Origin of the sequence: Mesorhizobium sp. B2-4-13 (assembly GCF_006658535.1) — a bacterium.
GTDB classification, from domain to species: domain Bacteria; phylum Pseudomonadota; class Alphaproteobacteria; order Rhizobiales; family Rhizobiaceae; genus Mesorhizobium; species Mesorhizobium australicum.
This window is the reverse complement of sequence record NZ_VFVB01000004.1, coordinates 652311-668666: the sequence shown is the minus strand read 5'-3', so window position 1 is coordinate 668666 and position 16356 is coordinate 652311. Positions and strand designations below refer to the sequence as shown.

The 16356-nt window shown below is 59.9% G+C and carries 14 protein-coding genes and 2 pseudogenes; 8 read left to right on the top strand and 8 right to left on the bottom strand.

Features of this window, described 5'->3' with window-relative positions:
- The first annotated feature begins 820 nt into the window (after positions 1–820).
- A complete protein-coding gene (locus tag FJ936_RS15140) occupies positions 821–1042 on the top strand; it encodes a DUF768 domain-containing protein (protein ID WP_141906731.1) in 222 nt (73 codons plus the stop codon).
- Between the two features lie 3 nt (positions 1043–1045).
- On the opposite strand, the gene FJ936_RS15135 is transcribed toward FJ936_RS15140, so the two are convergent.
- On the bottom strand, positions 1046–1804 hold the full coding sequence (locus FJ936_RS15135; RefSeq protein WP_141906730.1) for a Crp/Fnr family transcriptional regulator: 759 nt from the start codon (positions 1802–1804) through the stop codon (positions 1046–1048).
- Between the two features lie 122 nt (positions 1805–1926).
- Positions 1927–2340 carry a hypothetical protein gene (locus tag FJ936_RS30910; RefSeq protein ID WP_246680475.1) on the bottom strand — a complete coding sequence of 138 codons (414 nt, stop codon included), beginning with the start codon at positions 2338–2340 and terminating at the stop codon, positions 1927–1929.
- Positions 2341–2455: 115 nt separating this feature from the next.
- Between FJ936_RS30910 and FJ936_RS15125 the strand changes: the two genes are divergently transcribed.
- The 3 genes from FJ936_RS15125 (at position 2456) to FJ936_RS15115 (ending at position 4814) form a co-directional block, all read left to right on the top strand.
- Complete coding sequence (locus FJ936_RS15125) at positions 2456–3316, top strand: ATP-dependent DNA ligase (RefSeq protein ID WP_141906729.1); 861 nt, start codon at positions 2456–2458, stop codon at positions 3314–3316.
- Positions 3317–3399: 83 nt separating this feature from the next.
- Positions 3400–3645: a hypothetical protein gene (locus FJ936_RS15120; protein ID WP_140793468.1), complete on the top strand. Its 246-nt coding sequence runs from the start codon at positions 3400–3402 to the stop codon at positions 3643–3645.
- 941 nt (positions 3646–4586) lie between these two features.
- Entirely contained in the window at positions 4587–4814 is a 228-nt protein-coding gene (locus FJ936_RS15115) for a hypothetical protein (protein ID WP_141906728.1), read from the top strand.
- Between the two features lie 314 nt (positions 4815–5128).
- Here the strand turns inward: FJ936_RS15115 and FJ936_RS15110 are convergent, their stop codons facing one another.
- Both FJ936_RS15110 and FJ936_RS15100 read right to left on the bottom strand, forming a co-directional pair.
- On the bottom strand, positions 5129–5635 hold the full coding sequence (locus FJ936_RS15110) for a hypothetical protein (protein ID WP_141906727.1): 507 nt from the start codon (positions 5633–5635) through the stop codon (positions 5129–5131).
- 1362 nt (positions 5636–6997) lie between these two features.
- Positions 6998–7876, bottom strand: a pseudogene (locus FJ936_RS15100) (molybdopterin cofactor-binding domain-containing protein).
- A gap of 275 nt (positions 7877–8151) precedes the next feature.
- On the opposite strand from FJ936_RS15100, the gene FJ936_RS15090 reads away from it, so the two are divergent.
- Positions 8152–8403 (top strand): hypothetical protein, encoded by a 252-nt coding sequence (locus FJ936_RS15090; protein ID WP_140793474.1) that lies wholly within the window; start codon positions 8152–8154, stop codon positions 8401–8403.
- A gap of 812 nt (positions 8404–9215) precedes the next feature.
- Here the strand turns inward: FJ936_RS15090 and FJ936_RS15080 are convergent.
- Both FJ936_RS15080 and FJ936_RS15075 read right to left on the bottom strand, forming a co-directional pair.
- Positions 9216–9525, bottom strand: a pseudogene (locus FJ936_RS15080) (EAL domain-containing protein); the annotation flags it as partial.
- A 98-nt stretch (positions 9526–9623) separates the two neighbouring features.
- Positions 9624–9800, bottom strand: coding sequence for a hypothetical protein (locus FJ936_RS15075; protein ID WP_246680473.1), 177 nt, complete (start codon positions 9798–9800; stop codon positions 9624–9626).
- A gap of 412 nt (positions 9801–10212) precedes the next feature.
- Here FJ936_RS15075 and FJ936_RS30900 point away from each other — a divergent pair, with 412 nt between their 5' ends.
- Positions 10213–10368 (top strand): hypothetical protein, encoded by a 156-nt coding sequence (locus tag FJ936_RS30900; RefSeq protein WP_246680472.1) that lies wholly within the window; start codon positions 10213–10215, stop codon positions 10366–10368.
- 910 nt (positions 10369–11278) lie between these two features.
- Here the strand turns inward: FJ936_RS30900 and FJ936_RS15065 are convergent.
- Together FJ936_RS15065 and FJ936_RS15060 are read right to left on the bottom strand one after the other, a co-directional pair.
- Complete coding sequence (locus FJ936_RS15065; RefSeq protein WP_140717143.1) at positions 11279–12148, bottom strand: SDR family oxidoreductase; 870 nt, start codon at positions 12146–12148, stop codon at positions 11279–11281.
- 454 nt (positions 12149–12602) lie between these two features.
- Positions 12603–13706 carry a mandelate racemase/muconate lactonizing enzyme family protein gene (locus FJ936_RS15060; RefSeq protein WP_140793480.1) on the bottom strand — a complete coding sequence of 368 codons (1104 nt, stop codon included), beginning with the start codon at positions 13704–13706 and terminating at the stop codon, positions 12603–12605.
- A 125-nt stretch (positions 13707–13831) separates the two neighbouring features.
- On the opposite strand from FJ936_RS15060, the gene FJ936_RS15055 reads away from it, so the two are divergent.
- Together FJ936_RS15055 and FJ936_RS15050 are read left to right on the top strand one after the other, a co-directional pair.
- A complete protein-coding gene (locus FJ936_RS15055) occupies positions 13832–14644 on the top strand; it encodes an FCD domain-containing protein (RefSeq protein WP_246680471.1) in 813 nt (270 codons plus the stop codon).
- On the top strand, positions 14641–16260 hold the full coding sequence (locus FJ936_RS15050) for a GMC family oxidoreductase (protein ID WP_140793484.1): 1620 nt from the start codon (positions 14641–14643) through the stop codon (positions 16258–16260). The genes FJ936_RS15055 and FJ936_RS15050 overlap by 4 nt, the downstream gene beginning before the upstream one ends.
- Positions 16261–16356 lie beyond the last annotated feature (96 nt).

The following is a 16356-nucleotide window of genomic DNA, read 5'->3' as shown; positions in this document are numbered from 1 at the left end:
TTCGCCGTCGTCTTCGGCGAGAGGTTCGTCAGCCAATGACGACAACCGGCCTCACGCACAAGATTCCTGACAGTCCCGCGGGACACAATCCGCCCTTTCACAGCATTTGACCGATATGGCCAAACTCGGAATTGTCAAATCTCGAACCCAAGCCCAACGGCGGTTATATTCCTGCACGTCCGAGCAGGCGAAGACGCTCGTCGGCTTCCTCAGCAACCTAGCCGACAATGACAAACTCCCGGTTGGACAAAGATCGGGAAAGAAGTCTTCTTCCTGGCGCCCCGGGTGATCCCCTCCCGAACCGATCCCGGACAGCATGCTCCTGGCCGCTGCAAAGTTGCAGGCGGTTCTTCGAAAGCAATGCCTCGACGATTGGAGTGAAGTTGGCCGACGCACTGCCTGAGAGCTACCGCGCCGGCCAGGCGACCTGCAGGTCCGCCGGGCGCTAACAGGCCAGAATGATCGTCATCCGTCAATGTGATGGCTCTGCATTCGCTATCTGCCCCCCAATATGGCGTACAGTGTCTCGTCGTCCGTGACATTTACCGGCATCGGACGTTTGGAAGTGACCCTCATGCTTTCGCCCTAACAGGAGCTGAAAGTATGGATACTGTCAAAGGACTACCTCCGCGACATAGTTCGTCACTACGAAAGCGCCTTATCCGTTCAAGTTCGGATTGTGGATCGAGAGCGGGAACAAGGGCGCGCGACTGAGCAAGACGAGCGGCTGCTCGAAAGCTTACTCGAAAATCTCAAAGCCGCGCAGTCCGCGGCTGGAAGGATGAGCGGAACCTAATATGGGCTGGCGCCTTGTGTCGTAGTGAGCACGCGTGGCGTCAACTTCCTTGAACAATGGATCGCGAACAACGTCCCTGGGACCATCAACGCGGACGGCATCTCCGTTGACGAACTCACGCACAAGCTAACCGCTGATGCGAAGGCCATCGGCATCAAGCGGGTGGAGATCGACGAGGAAGTCGACAGCCTCTACCGGACCATCCTTGATGCCGTAGTCCATTTTGATCCCGGTTTGTCAGAGTAGTCGCTAGAGGACCTCCTGCAACGAGCTTCTGAATTTATGAGCCTGTTGATGGAGATACAGCGGATCGAACGCGGCAAAGTTCATAAGAGCCCTAGGGTTCTCCACGGTCACCGTGTGGCCGTTTGTGGTAATGAGCTCTCTGCTCCGTAATCCCCGAAGCGTCCGGTTCATGTGGACCAGCGACATCCCCATCGTGTCGGCAAGTTCCTGCTGGGTTAGCGGCAGGTCGAAGCTATTGCCTCGCGCAAGGCCGACGGCTTCGGTGCGTATCAACATCTCGCAGATCAAATGGCCGACCCGCTGCTGGGCCGGTCGCGAACCCAACGTAACTAGCCATTCGCGCAGTACTGCTTCGTCGACCAGTGTGCCCCACCAAAGCGCTTGGGCCAGCGTCCTGTTTTCAACCATAACATTGCGGATCTTCGCCAGAGGGATCAAGGCGACGTTGCACGCCGATAATGCGCCAATCGAATGATCCATTTCCTCAAGCAAGGCGACATTCACGTCGCAGAGGTCGCCGGGAATCAAATAGGCCATGATGTTCCGGCCGCCTTCCGGTAAAAGCTTGTAACGCCCGGCCCAGCCCTGGACCAGCAGATGAACATAATCGGGCTGGTCTCCTTGCTTGATGATATCGCTGCCCGCAGCGAACTCCACCGACCTGGCAACGCTCTTTGCAAGAAGTTCCTTATCCTGATCCGAAAGTTCCTTGAAATGCTCGAGCTTCCGGATCAGAGCTGTACAGCAGCCGTCGGCGGTCATCGAAACCTCCACTTCGGAAATTGGCAGTTAAGCAGGAGCAACACACGCACGCCAATCACGATCTGTCCGCAGGATGTCTGCGGCTTTCCCGTTCCGGAGGGCCTTTCCGCGGTTTCCGCGTTTCAGGAGTCTTTGACGACTTCAAGCTTCAAGTGCTCGTGGCGCGGCTGCTCGTGCCACATAACCTGGCGCAGGTCGCGCATGTCCACCGGCTGGCCGCAGATCTGGCAGGTGTAGAAGTTGTCTTGCTCGTCGGGAGCAGCGCCTTGGTGGATGTGTCCCAACGTCGGCTGGCCGAGATCGGACAGTTTCATCCATTCTGCGGGGTCTGGACGCCCATCAGGCCCGACGAAACTGTATTCGTAGACGGCGGCATGCTCTTCATCGACCACCCGGAAGCAATGATGCTGTAGCGCCCTAGGTGAGACCCTTTGACCCGCCGTCACCTCGGCGGCCTTCATGGGATCGTTCTCCACGACGATGCCCGATGACACCACCGTGTCACCTTCGATCTCCTCCACCTGATACTTCGTCATCGTCGCCTCGTTTCGGGGGCAACGTGGCGCGCCTAAACTTTGTTGCACCTGCCGTTTGCAGTTTCGGAACAATTTTAGACAAGGCTAATTGAGTTGGGGTTTTGCGAGTGTGTTCATGCGTCTGAAGTTCATTAAGCCAATGGAGCCCGAACTGGTCGACACCCCGCCACAGGGCGCCGAATGGATCCACGAGATCAAGTTCGATGGGTACAGGACCCAGGTCATCAAGGATGACGACGGGGTCCGGTTGATCACCAAGAATGGCTACGACTGGACCGGGCGCTACATCCAACTCGCCGGCGAAGCAGCGGCGATCGAAGCGAAAGACTTCATCATTGACGGCGAGGCTATCACTATCAACGAAGCTGGCCTATCTGACTTCCATGCAATGCAGTCAGCCATCACCAGCCGCAAGCCATCGCGCGACCTCTATCTGGTGGCGTTCGATCTCCTGCACCTCAACGGCCACGATTTGCGCGACCTGCCGGTGGAAGACCGCCGCGACATCCTTCAGGCACTGATCCCGACCGCTGGCCGCATCCACTTCAGCGAAGCAATGCCGGGAACCGGCCATGCCGTCTATCACCTTGTCGACCAAGCCGGCCTGGAGGGCATGGTTTCAAAGCGCAAGGACAGCAAATATCGCAGCGGGCCGACGATGAACTGGCGCAAGATCAAGTGCTATGCCGAAAAGGAAATGGACATCATTGGCGTGCAGCGTCAGGCCGGGAAACCCGCGATGGTGCTCATGGCCGACCAAGGCCGATATGCCGGCGGCGCCTTCGTCACGTTCAAGGCTGACAAACGGCAAGCGCTATGGGACCGCGTGCAGGGGAAAGTCGGCGGACCTGCTCCGAAGGGTCTTAAGAGCGACAAGGCAGAATGGCTAAAGCCAGGTCTGGTCGGCCGAGTTCGATTCCTGAAGGGCGAGGAAAAGCTACGCCATGCCTCGCTGAAGGACTTTCGGGAAAAATAGCGACGATCTTCTTGCAAGCGGACGCTGGCGAGGAATATAATCCTCCTTGTTGCGGCGACCCTTCTACGAAACGGAGATCGCCAATGGCCAGGTCCAGACCGTCCAAACAGCTTTCTCAGGCTGAAATCGAGCGCTTTCTCGTGGCGGCGGAAGCGCTGCACAAAAGCATCGTGAAGCCGTTCATATCGCCACACTGCGAGCATTACCGCGCCACGCGGACCCTGCATGAGGCGCTGTTGAAGTCTGTGCGGGAAGTGACGGGGAAGGAAGTCGAGTTCATCCAGTGGAATACCACCGGGCCGGTGCGGCCGGCGCCTTCAAGCAATTGATGTGGGCGGCCCGGCTGCCGGGGGTGTGCTTAGGCTTGGGGGCCGGCAACCGGGCCATGCCGGTGATCCTCCCGGCAGAAGGGATCATGCGCTAATATTAGCATCAGTGCAAATATGAGCCGATCAACCCGCTCCACCACGCCGCGGGCGGGACGCTGGATCATCACGGGTCCGTGACGTCGATGCCGGCGTCGAAGACAAATGTCGCAACCAAGAAGGCGACGGTTAGAAAAAGCAGCAGCCAAACCGCCACTTTGGCAGACTTTTCCTCAGTGATTGGCCCAGCGCCTCAGAAAAAAACCCGCGCAGCAAGCGAACGTGGCTTGAGCCGTTCTATCGCGTGGCCTCAGTCTCAGACGCCCACAAAGCGAAGGTCACCGAAACGCGTCGCGAGGAACCCGTGCGGAGTTGGCCGAAAAGCGATGTCCAGTGCCCGCCGGCGGCGGCAGGACCACCGCCGACGGCAATCGCTGCGGTCTCCCTACGGATGTAAGGTTCGCCCGCTATTCCGACCTGAACGGCTGCGGCAAAGTCCGGCCGTGTTCGAGAAGTTTCTCAAGCGTTCCGTTTCTTGCCTCCGCTCATACATCAAAATGCCCGGAGAGTGACCGCAGTCTACTTGAGCGCCGCAATTCAGCGCGCGTGTGCGGTCTTCTTGGTATGAACGGGACATCATGGCACGTTGGTCTTCGCTCATCCGGCGGCTTGATGTGTCTTGGGCTCCAAAAGAGAACAAAATCATAGATGATCTTGAGTAGGCCGCAGATGGTCAAAGGCCGTGACTCGTGCGCTCGTGGCCCCGGTCGCTCCGTCGGCATAACGACTGCCCTGACACAGGAAAACGAGGTCGGCACATCCATTTGGGAGAGTGCGCGCGCGTATCAGCACCCGCGCAAACGTTAGTTCGAGGTTCGGCACGATTGGCCGCCAGGATTAGGCAAATGCTCGAAAGAGCATGCGTTAACATCATGGTGTTGGCGAGCCCGGAGCGCTCCGACAGTCGCGCTGTCGACGCCAGTGAGAACGCGGCGAGCAGGCCAGACCAGCAGAAGAAAAATCCCACGCCCGAAAGCGACAACCCGAGTTTGTTGAACAGCCAGAAGCGAAAGCGCCCGCACGGCAGTTCTCCTGCAAATGCGTCGATGCACAAGAAAGCAGCCATTTTGTAGAACGACAGGCGAAGCTGGGTCCGGCCGGCGAGAACGCCGACATGGCGCCGACCCTCGCCCCGAGCGAGTGCGCGGGCAGATCGGGAGATCAGGCCGGTATTGCACAGGTCCGCGCGGCTGCCACTTCTCACTTCTGCATGACAGCGGCGCCAAAAGTAATTTGCGCCTATAGACTTGTCGGCCCTTATCGAGTTGCACGCTCCCGATGGGAAAGCGTGGAGCGAGAGATTCAGCCGAGTGCGATGCTGCGAAGCCACCTCCGCCGCCCGGCCGAGGTCGCTTGATGTATGCTTGCTGCAGGCCGGTTCGTATTCTTATAGCGATTGCAGCCGCGCGACATCCTGAGCTGTTGCAGCCCGCTCGACGATCGTGCGCCCTGCCGCGTCTTTCACTTCGAGACGGCCATTTTCGATCTCTTCCCTGGTGCCATCGGGATGAGTGACTTCAGTCCTGTCATCCGAGACTTCAATCTTGTCACCGGCGGCGTTGACATGCTGCTGCCCATGATCACCCTTTTCGTGACCGCTGTCGTCGTTGCTTGCGCCACCGTCGTGGCCACCGGACCCAGAGCTGTCACCGGAGCCGGGGCTGCCGCCAGACCCTGAGTTGCCGCCGTGGTCGCCAGCGCCGCCAGATCCGGAGTTGCCGCCATGGCCGTCGCCACCTCCGCCGCTGCCGCCCTCGCCGTTGGCATAGGCGGCGGCTGGCCGCAGCTTGCCCGAGCCGACAAAGCTGAGCTGATAGGGCGCGACAACCAGCACAAATGCGGCTGAGGCCCGCAGAGCCAGCGGCGCTATGCGGGTGAAGGTCAATTTCTGCATGATAGATCTCCTCCTCTTGTACAGAGAGGAAACGCGCAGAGGGCGCAGTTATTCCCGCCCGAGCCCTTAAAAGGCGCGTGCCGGACTGTTGCGGCGATATTACCGGCCTGCTGGCTTGCACTTCCCAAGACTTAGGTCGGCAGGAGATTACCGCACGCCATTCCGCTGTCGTGGTTTGCTTGCCGTTCCCAATGCGTCTTCGAAATTTCTCGCCCGCAGTGGCAAACTCGACGTCCCAGGCGAGTTGCCAACGCCCCTCGTCGTGGGGTGCCGTTGAAGTCAGTTCGAAGGAACGGCTGGAATTGGCTCGGCCAGCGCGCGCGTCGATGCGAATTCCGACCTCGGCGCCAGACGACGCTCACGATGATCGCGCGTGACGGCCCGAGCGCAGCCTTTGGTTTGGCCTTCTGCCTCCCTCGTTTCGACAGGAATGCCGTGAGACGCGACGCGTTGAAGTCACTTAGAAAAATCGGGATTGGCCGAGCGAGCGCACCAACTGCCGCAGGCGCTCCGATGAAACCGTTGTGCGCAAACATCCCGCGCGGCTTTTGTCCGACGCCGCAAGAACCGCATGTTCGAGCCGCAAAAATATTGCCGCTGCCTGCGGACGAGTGATCGTTCCGACAAGGCTACGAGCATCACACCTGCCGCCGTGCTGGAGGCGCGAAGGGGGGCATCGCCACGGAAATAATTGGCGATGGCCAAGCGATCCAGGACGAGCGCGAAATAGCGGTGCGGTAGTCCACGGCGTTTGGGGTCGACCCGCTCCGTCAGGGAAATCCGCCCCCAAAACGAGATGTTGCCATGGCCATTGTTCCGGTTCCCGAACCAGCACCCACTCCGGTACCGACAGCTCCGGCCATTCCCACCCCCAAACCCGTGCGCGAGCCGGACCCGGAGAGACTTCCTGATGAGGAGCCTCTCCCCAATCGAGACGAAAACGTCGCACCGCCGAAGCACGCCTTCATCGGCTGCATTTCGGGATTCCGCAGCCAATCGCCGGTTTGAGAGCAAACTCTGTTGGATATGGCCGTTTTCTATCAAACAGCACGCAAACTGCGGCACCCGCTGTTGGCACCAGCCTTGACAGCCGCTAAACCCCAGCACAGCCTTCACGCGTCCGCGCTATAGGGAAGGTCGTGGATGCGTTTTCCCGTTGCGTGCCGGAACGCATTGGCGATCGCGCCGGCCGTCGGCCCCTGCGCGGCTTCCGCCACGCCGAGATAGGGCGAACCCGGATTGTCACGACATGTACCGCGACGCTGTCGGGGACGGCGCTGAAGCGCAGGATCGGATAGGCCGACCAATCGGCGCTGAGGATGCGGGTATCGTTGAAATGGACGGCCTCATAGAGCGTCCAGCTCAGCGATTGCAATATACCGCCTTCGGTCTGGTTGACGATCGAATCCGGCGCCACCGCCTCGCCGCATCGACCGCGCACACCACATGCGAGAGGGTGATGGCGCCCCTGTCGCGGTCGCCATCCGCTTCCAGCGCGAGGACGAGATAGGCGGCGTGGTTCTTGTATTTGGCGAAGGCAAATCCCCTGCCCCGGCCTTCCGGCATCGGGTCGTTGCTCCAGCCGAATTTCTCGGCCGCCACCTTGATCACCTTCTTGGCGCGCGGACCCTTCAGGTGCCGCAGCCGGTATTCGACCCGATCCGCATTGGCCGCCAAGGCCAGCTCGTCCATGAAGCTTTCGATGGAGAAGACATTGCAATAGGCGCCGAGCCCGCGCAGCGCCGAGACGCGCACCGGGATGTCGGCGACGAAATGCCAGTTCACGCGCTGGTTCGGCACATCATAGAGCGGAATGGCGTTGCGGTCGCCATTGCCGAGCGGCGAGATCTGCAGCTTGGCCGGTCGGGCGCAAAATGCTTTGCCATCAGCCGCCCGGCGATAAGCGAGCCGGCCGAACCCGGTCGCGTGCCGTGGTTGTTACTCCCACAGATCATAATGCCAGCTGACGATAGTGCCCTTGTCGTCAAGCGTGGCGCTGGCCCTGGTCAGCATGGCCGGGCCGTAGGGTTCCCACAGATGCTCCTGGTCGCGCATCCACTGCACGCGCACCGGCGTGCCGGGCAGCGCCTGCGCGATCAGCGCGGCATCGGCGGCCGCGTCGTCGGCGCCATTGTGGCCGTAGCAGCCGGAACCCTCGGTGTGGATGCAGCGCACCTTCCCAGGCGGTGCTCCAAGCAGCGCAATTGCCTTGCGGTCGGGATAAACGCCTTTCTGACGCATGAATTTCTCGCGACCATGCTTGGCTCCAGGCGCTCGGGCGTTACCACCGCCCTCCAAATGCTCGATTAACGGGGCTGGTTCATGCCAAGCGCGGCGAGATCACGATGGTCGACCGCACCGGAATGATAAAACTCACGGATGGTGCCTATGGCGAGGAAGAGCAACATCATTTAGGTACCGCCTCCGGCTGACTGTCCGGAATCAGACATAGCCTTGAAGACCGCCGCATGTTGGTCGAAAGTAGTGTTGGGTTTGGGTCCAGAGAGGAACTCTCGATGGCCAACACTTTTCACACGATTACGATTGAAAGGGCGGCTGAGGCCTACGTTCTTTCCAGGGGTAAGGCGCGCTTTCTCTCCATTGCGCAGGCCATCCGCGCCGTCCGAACACTGATGCCAACCTGCAAGGCCACCGACCACGACTTGGAGGAAATACTGGCAGCGGCATGCATCATTCATAATGTGCCCGTCGCTTTTGACGCCGCAACGGCGGACGCGACGGAAGAGCGGCTGCATTTAGAGGCTTAAAAATGCCTGTGCTTGACGTTACGCCTACTGCATCGGTCGCTCGGCAAGCGATCGTCCGCTACCTTATTGATAATGTCGATCATCCGAGCGTTTCCATATCGGATGTCATTTGCGCCGTGAGAGAGGTGCTCCCGCTTTGCCAGTTAACGGATTGGGAACTAGCCAATCACATAACCAGAAGCGCCAGCGACGCAGGATTTATTATTGAATTCGACACGAACTCGCCCTGAGCGTGGATTCGGGCATGTACGACAGGCAATCCTACGCTCTGGAAGAGCACCATCCCTGTTTTGGTCCTAACGGGAAGAAACAATGAGGTTCATCGGCGATCACCATCATCAACTCATTAGACATTATAAAGCTGCCATTTTGATCCAAGATCGGGTGATCGAGCGCACCCGCAGGAGCGGGCTTCCCTTCGAACGAGATGAGGCGTTTTCGAAACGGTTGCATCAAGGACTAGCCGCAGATCAACGCGCGCTTTTGAGCGGTGAGGGCCGCCGTTGAGTCTCACATTGAGACGCGACCGCACTGCAATGGGGATTTCCCGATCAGATTGACCATGGATCAATGCCCCAATGCCCCGCTGGCTATGTCCGTTGAGTATTCGTTAGACCTGCATTCGTGAGCAGCAAACCACCGCAAAGCGCCTCCAGGTAGGCCGTTGAGATAAGCTTCGCCGTTTCCTGTAAGCAGACATGGCCGGCCACCACGCTGAAGGTGTGTTTGCGCCACCAGGACTGACATCCAGCAACCGACCCTGCGCTACTTGCAGCCCCCGAAGACGAACCCACCCCGCACTTACGTCCGGACTACGAGGCTCTTCGCCCTTTTTCGCCTGATATCCAGCCCGCTAGTTGATCGGCAGGCATCGGCCGGGCGAAAGCGAAGCCGTGCAGAATGTCGCAGCCCAATTCTCGCAGAATCCGGGCTTGCTCGACCGTCTCGACGCCCTCGGCGACGACTGTGATCCCATGAACCGTCCTATATCGATGATGGACGCAACCACACGCCGCTGTGTACGATGGGTTCGATGAGCTGACGATCGATCTTGGGGTGACGCGGCTTGAGCTTCAGCAGGCTGACGATGGATGTATGGCCGGTGCCAAAATCGTCTATGTCGGAATATGCGGCGGCTCTGGTGGCGGGCCTCCGGGCCGGGCCCAATCAGGCAATTTCCCCAACGGAAGGGCGTCGGTCACTCTGTCGCAGCGATCCGGTCAGCTCTGATCTCGACTGGGCTGCCCTGTCAGCTTCGCCGCTTCGATGATCCGCAAGGCTTCTTCCGGGGTAATTCCGCACAGGCGAGCATAGTAGGCGGCTTCCGTTTGCACCTCGTCATCCAACGGTAGTGCAATAATCGCCTGCTTTGCTTTGTGCTTCGCCTTCTTGCTCATGTCACGAATGATACCACAAAAGAGATGTGACGTAGCTTGTCCTCATCCTTCAGGAACCGCACGCGGCCGACCAGACCGGGGCCACTTGTCCAAAAAGTTGACGGCCGCGAGTGGTCTCCGCCGCCCTCATCCGACAAACGTAAGCAAAGTTCGCTTTCCACCCCTTGTTTCGGTGACACGCAACTAGTTTTCTTCCTGGTGCCTAAAAATGACCGGCCGGCCGACGTGTGCTTCTGCCGCTTTGAATGGAGCCTGGGCCATGACCACCTGCGAACACACAACAGACCCGCCGGCCATCATCTCAACTCGATACTCAAACATTCACGCCCTCGCGATTGTTACCCAACCGCGATTTAATTAGTTCGATCTAAAATAGTTCCGAGTTGCCAAGACGTGAGTATGAAAACGACATATGGAACACCAGTCACTCCGCCAATCCGGCTTCGTGGTGGACGATCGCATCAAGGACCGCCTCATAGACGCTGCCGGCGCCTTCCTCGATCTCAGTGCTGCTAATTCCGACCTTTTTGGCATAGGCGAAAAGCTTTTGTGTCAGCTCGGCGACTGAGCGCCCGCCACCGAGGGGACGGTGGCGGCCGTTGTTTGAAAGCTGATCAACAACTCTCCGGGCGCCTCGGTCCGGGCGGCGTCGAGGGGCGCCGGGGCGTGAACTTGGGCGATAGGATCGGTTCCCAGCGCACACACAAAAGCCCGCCAGTGTGAGCCAGCGGGCTGAGAACGCTTCAGCAGATATCAGCCGGGCGGTGGCAACGACACACCCGGCCCGGCAGTTACAGACGAAAGTCGCTCGCGCTTGATCAGCGCTGGCTTCTCACATCACACGTTGCTCAGGCCGAATACGGCTGCCTGGGCAGCGATGCTACCCAGGCGTTCGCGCTTCTTCAGTTCCGGCTTTCATATGCCTTCTTCACGGTAACTCTCCCCCGCGTTGTCCCTCAGCGCAAAAAACTGGCTTCGTCGACAAAGCTTGTCAAGCAATGAAACGGCCCGCTGCCACGAGGGGAAAGCAGCGGGCCGGTGCGCCACGGGCGGGGAGCATCAGTATGGCGCCTGCGGCTCGAACTTCGGCTAGTCCAACTTGTTCCCGAAGGATATGGCTCATGGTGCGCAATTGGCCAACCGAGAAAGTGAGCTGATCCGCTCAGCATATTTGTGGCGGAGAGTCCGGCTTTGAATGGCGGCGCCGCTGTCGCCCTTGCGAGACGGAACGCTGCTGACGTTCGAAACGTGAGATCTCTGTGCCTCAGTATGAATACCCGGCAGTTAACATCGGCGGCTGGATGATCATCATCACCGAAAACTTTGGTGACGACATGATGGGTATAATCACATGCTCGTCTTCTTCATATCATCGTCGCCATGGCCGCCACTCAAGCGTGATCGTTCTTTGCCGAGTCCACGCTGGGAGCCGCCCCTGACTCAGCATCTGGTGGCGGGGCTGGCGACAGCTGCACCGACTACATCAGGCGGCCACCGGTGACCGCAATGACAGCCCCGGTGATATAGCTTGCGCCTGCCGTGGCAAGCAGAACGTAGGTGGCCGCCAACTCGGCCGGATGGGCGGGGCGCCCGATGGGCGTGTTGCGACCGAACTCGGCGACCTTTTCCGGTGGCATCGTTGAAGGGATCAGGGGCGTCCAGACGGGACCGGGGGCGACGGCGTTGACACGGACGCCGCGCTTGGCGACCATTTTGGACAGTCCCTTGGTCAGATTCACGATGGCGCCCTTGGTGGCGGCGTAGGCCAGGAGCTGTGGGGACGGATCGGCTGCCTGGATCGACGCGGTGTTGATGATGCTGGCACCATTGCCCATGTGCCGCAATGCTGCTTTTGACAGAAAGAACTGGCTGTAAATGTTCGTCCTGAACGTCTGATCCAGCTCTTCCGCAGAGAGCTCCGCAATATCGTCAAGCGTGGCTTGGTGAGCAGCGTTGTTGACCAGGATGTCGACTTGCCCCAACTGACGCATGGCCGTCTCGACTATGTCTACGCAATGCCTTTCGTCCCCGACGTCGCCGGCAACAAGAACGGCACGCCTGCCCGCTTTCTCCACCCAGTCGGCCGTCTCGCGCGCGTCGTCGTGTTCATTCAGGTAAGACAAGACAATATCGGCACCCTCCCTGGCAAAAGCAATGGCCACTGCGCGACCGATCCCGGAGTCTCCACCCGTGATAATAGCCGTTTTGCCTTCAAGCTTGCCACTCCCCTCGTAACTGTGCTCCCCGTGATCGGGCCGCGGGGACATTGCGTTCGTCTGGCCCGGAGCACGCTGCTGTTGCTTCGGCAGTTTCTCTTGCAGGTCGAGGGTGTCGACATCAGAGATCATATTCATTCGTCTCCTGTTAACCGCTGCGTCCAACCACTCGAAGACGGGGATGTTCCACTGAGCCGTCGCTTAAGGGCTTCAAGCGCAAGCGCCGGCCGCCGCCCTCGCATCCCGTTACCATCTTCACAGAAGGCGGTTGCACGCGCGAGCCTCCGGCAACTTGGGTAACTGGGATGCAGCTCTGTTCAGTGATGAAAGTGGACGCCTGAAAGCCTGACCCGGTCGCAATTCCGATTCCAACCCGCGCAGGATCACTGTCTGGTTCCTCAGAACTGCCCTCATCGTACCCAAAGATAGCTCCCTGCTGCCGACCGAGCTCGTAGTCGTGCGGAGCTGGAGGCTCGCCCAAGGCACTGTGCTCGGCGACGTGTCCGGGCGCAACATATGCACAATGAGAGGCACGAACGGTGCCCAGGCAAACTGACGCCGTCGAAGTCTTGCCGTGTGCCGCGGTTCAGGCGGGCGTATCCGTGAAGGTCGCCAATTTCTGCCAATCGAAGACCACGCCCACGCCAGGCTCGTCGGGTGCTATCGCCAAACCATCCTGAAGTCTAAGCGGCTCAAGTGTGTATTGGTCAATATCGAAGCTATGCGCCTCTACCCAGCCGGCATTTGTCTGACCTGCAACGAGGCTGACGTGAAGTTCCTGCATTCCGTGACTGCAGACCGGAATGCCAGCTTTGCGGGAGAGCGCTGCCACGCGCAGCCAGCCCGTCACTCCGCCGCAGTTGGAGGCGTCAGGTTGGATGTAGCCGAGCTTAGACCAAGCAAAGGCATGCTCGAACTCTTCGATGACATGCAGGTTTTCCCCCATGGCCAGCGGCATACCGGTTGCCTTGGCAATGCTGGCGTAACCTTCATAGTCGTCGGGTATGATGGGCTCCTCGAACCACAGCAGATCGTAGGGCGCGAATGCTCTCGCTGCTTCGATCGCTCGCGGGACATCCAGCGCGTAGTTGGCGTCAACCATAAAGGTGGTCTGGGGCCCGATGCGATCGCGAACCGCCTTCACACGGGCGACATCATCGGCGAGATTATCCTTGCCGACCTTGATTTTTACCGCTGTGAAGCCGGCCTTCAGATAGGAATCGATGCTGGCCAGAAGCTGATCGAGGGTGAAGTTCAGGTCGATGCCGCCCCGATAGGCCTTGGCGGTCTTCCCTGCCCGGCCTGCCATTTGCCACAGCGGCAATCCGCTGCGCCGGCCCTTGATATCCCATAAGGCAATGTCGATCGCTGATATCGCGAAAGAAGCGATGCCGCCGCGCCCGACATAGTGGATGTGCCACAGCATGCCGTCGTAGAGCGTCTCGATTCCGGTCGCGTCGCGTCCCTGCAGGAACGGCGCGAGGTCATGCTCGACCATTGCCTTGATGGCATAGCCGCCCTTGCCGCCGGTGTAGGTGTAGCCCGTGCCCTCGCTTCCATCGGCAAGCCTCAACGTGACGGTCACCAGCTCGAAATGCGTGTGTGCGCCGTGCTTGGCATCGGTCATCACCTCACGCAGCGGGACCCGGAACAGCCGGGTCTCGACCTCCTTGATCTCGGTGCCGTTCATGCTTCTTCCCAATCATCTTTTTCGTCAGACCATAATTGCACCGAGCTTGCCAGCTGGCAACCGTTTCGGCCGCATTCCAGGCAACTATTGAGCATGGCCATCCGTTTGGTCCTACAAGACCATGGATGCGCTTGTGCTTTGGTCCGATTTACCTTTTAATGGCATCACTGTGCTGGGAGGAAGAAAGCTTGCTGGATGCCGGAGACCGTCGTGAGATGCCCGTGGCAATTGCTGCCGCCCGCGCGGCCGACGCGATGGTGGCTGGCATCGAGGCGGAGATCACCTCGGGAAGACTTGGCGACGGCAGCTACCTGCCGGCAGAGCGCGAACTGATGATCGAATATGGCGTGGGCCGGGGCGTTGTGCGTGAGGCGATTGCGCGCCTGGCCAGCCGCGGCCTGGTGGAAGCGCGTCCACGCTTCAGGCCAATTGCACGCAGGCCCGGTCTGGACGCCGCGCTCGGCGCCCTCGAGGGAATTGTCGGCCATGTGCTGAGCGACCAAGCAGGCGTGAAGAACCTCTATGATTTGCGCGTCTTCCTCGAGGGATCTCTAGCTCGCAACGCGGCCATCCATGCTCGCAAGGAAGACATCGCAGCGCTCAGGGCCGCACTGGCGATGAACGAAGCGGCTATTCCAGACTCGCAGCAATTCTACGCAACCGACGTGGCTTTCCATGCCGTGCTTTACGACACTGCCCGTAACCCTGTGCTGCCTGTAGTGCACAAGGCATTCACCGCCTGGCTGTCGCCACAGTGGATGCGCATGCCCCGATCGCCCGAGCGCAACCAAGTGAATTTCCTTAGCCATCGGGAAATCTGCATGGCCATTATCGAGCGCGATCCTGACGGCGCCGAGCGGGCACTGCTCAACCATCTTTCGGCGGCGTGGGAGTATGTCCGCGGTACATTCGAAAGCCGTGAGGCGCCTGAGGCATGACGCAGACCTACGATCATATCGTGGTGGGCGGCGGGGCGGCCGGATGCGTCGCGGCGGCAAGGTTGGTCAAAGCAGGAAGGCGAACCCTGCTGCTGGAGGCCGGCCATTCCCATCATCACCCCCTGCTCGACATGCCGCCCGGCATCTTCAAGATGATCAACGGCTCGAAATTCATGCGCTATCACCGCACTGAGCCGCAAGCCCACCTGGACGGCCGCGTTCATGAAATCTCGCAAGGCAACGTGCTGGGCGGCGGCACCTCGGTCAACGCGCAGGTGTATATGCGAGGCCGCTCGGCCGACTACAATGAGTGGGACGAGATGCTGCGAGGCAACAATGCCGGCGTACGCTGGAATTGGCAGGCGGTGCTTCCGCACTTCACCGGCATGGAAGGAAACAATCGGCTGGGCGGCCAACTGCACGGCAGCGAAGGTCCGCTGCTGGTCTCGGATCCCGGCCACATCGATGATGTTTCGCGTTGGTTCGTCCAGACGGTCCAGGGGCTGGGATTGCCCTACAACCATGATTTCAACGGGCCGTCGCAGCGCGGCGTCGGCTTCTACCAGTTCATGAACCGACGCGGAAAGCGCAGCAGCGCCGCCTACGCTTTCATCGAGCCGCTGACGAATGACCCTAAGCTGACCCTCAAGCTCAACTGCACTGTCAACCGGCTGCTGATCGAGAACGGACGGGCTACCGGCGTCGTCTACTCCGATGCATCGGGCGCCGAGCATACCACCTATGCGGATGCCGACGTAATTGTCTCGTCCGGTGCCCTCATCTCGCCGAAACTGCTCATGCTGTCCGGTATCGGTCCGGCCGACGCGCTTGCCGGGTGTGGCATTGCCTGCGTCGCCGACCTTCCCGGGGTCGGCGAGAATCTGATCGACCATCCCGAGGTCCCGATCATCGCCACGGCAAACGGCCCTTACGGCTATTTCAGGCAAGGCCAAGGCTGGCGGATGATCAGGAACGGCCTGCATTTTAAACTGTTCGGCACCGGCACGATCCTGTCGGCCGGCGTCGAGGCAGGCGCCTTCGTCAATCCGGCCGATCCGGATGGTGAACCGACGATCCAGGCCTTCTGCGTTCCGCACGTCTATCTGGACCGCGATATCCTGACTCTGGTCGAGAACACCTATGGGCTTACCGTCACGACGGTTGTGGTGAAGCCGAAGTCGCGTGGTTTCGTGAGGCTGCGTTCGGCGGACCCCAAGGACATGCCAGTCGTTTCGCCCAATCTGCTCAAACATCCAGACGACATGCGGGACATGATCTCTGGTCAGCGTTATTTCCTGCAGGCTTTCCAGACCAAGCCCCTTGCCGATCGGGTCAAGGCCATCGCCGTGCCGAGTCAGGATGATCTCAGCGATGAGGCGCTGGCAAAACATTGCAAGCGCTTCGTCAAGACCAACTATCATCCGGCCGGTACATGTCGAATGGGCGCCGACAGCGACCGGATGGCGGTACTGGACGCAGCGATGCGCGTGCGCGGGATAGACAATCTGCGGGTTGCCGACATGTCGGCCTGCCCGAACATCAATGCCGGCAACACTGCCGCGCCGGCGATGATGCTGGGCGACCGCTGCGCCGACTTCATCCTGGAGGCGGCATAGAACTGATCCAGGTTGCCGACGGGCACATGCAAAGACCGTCAGGCCGAAATCGTGAGGAAAGTCCACGGTCGCACAAAGCGAAAATCAAGGAGGAAA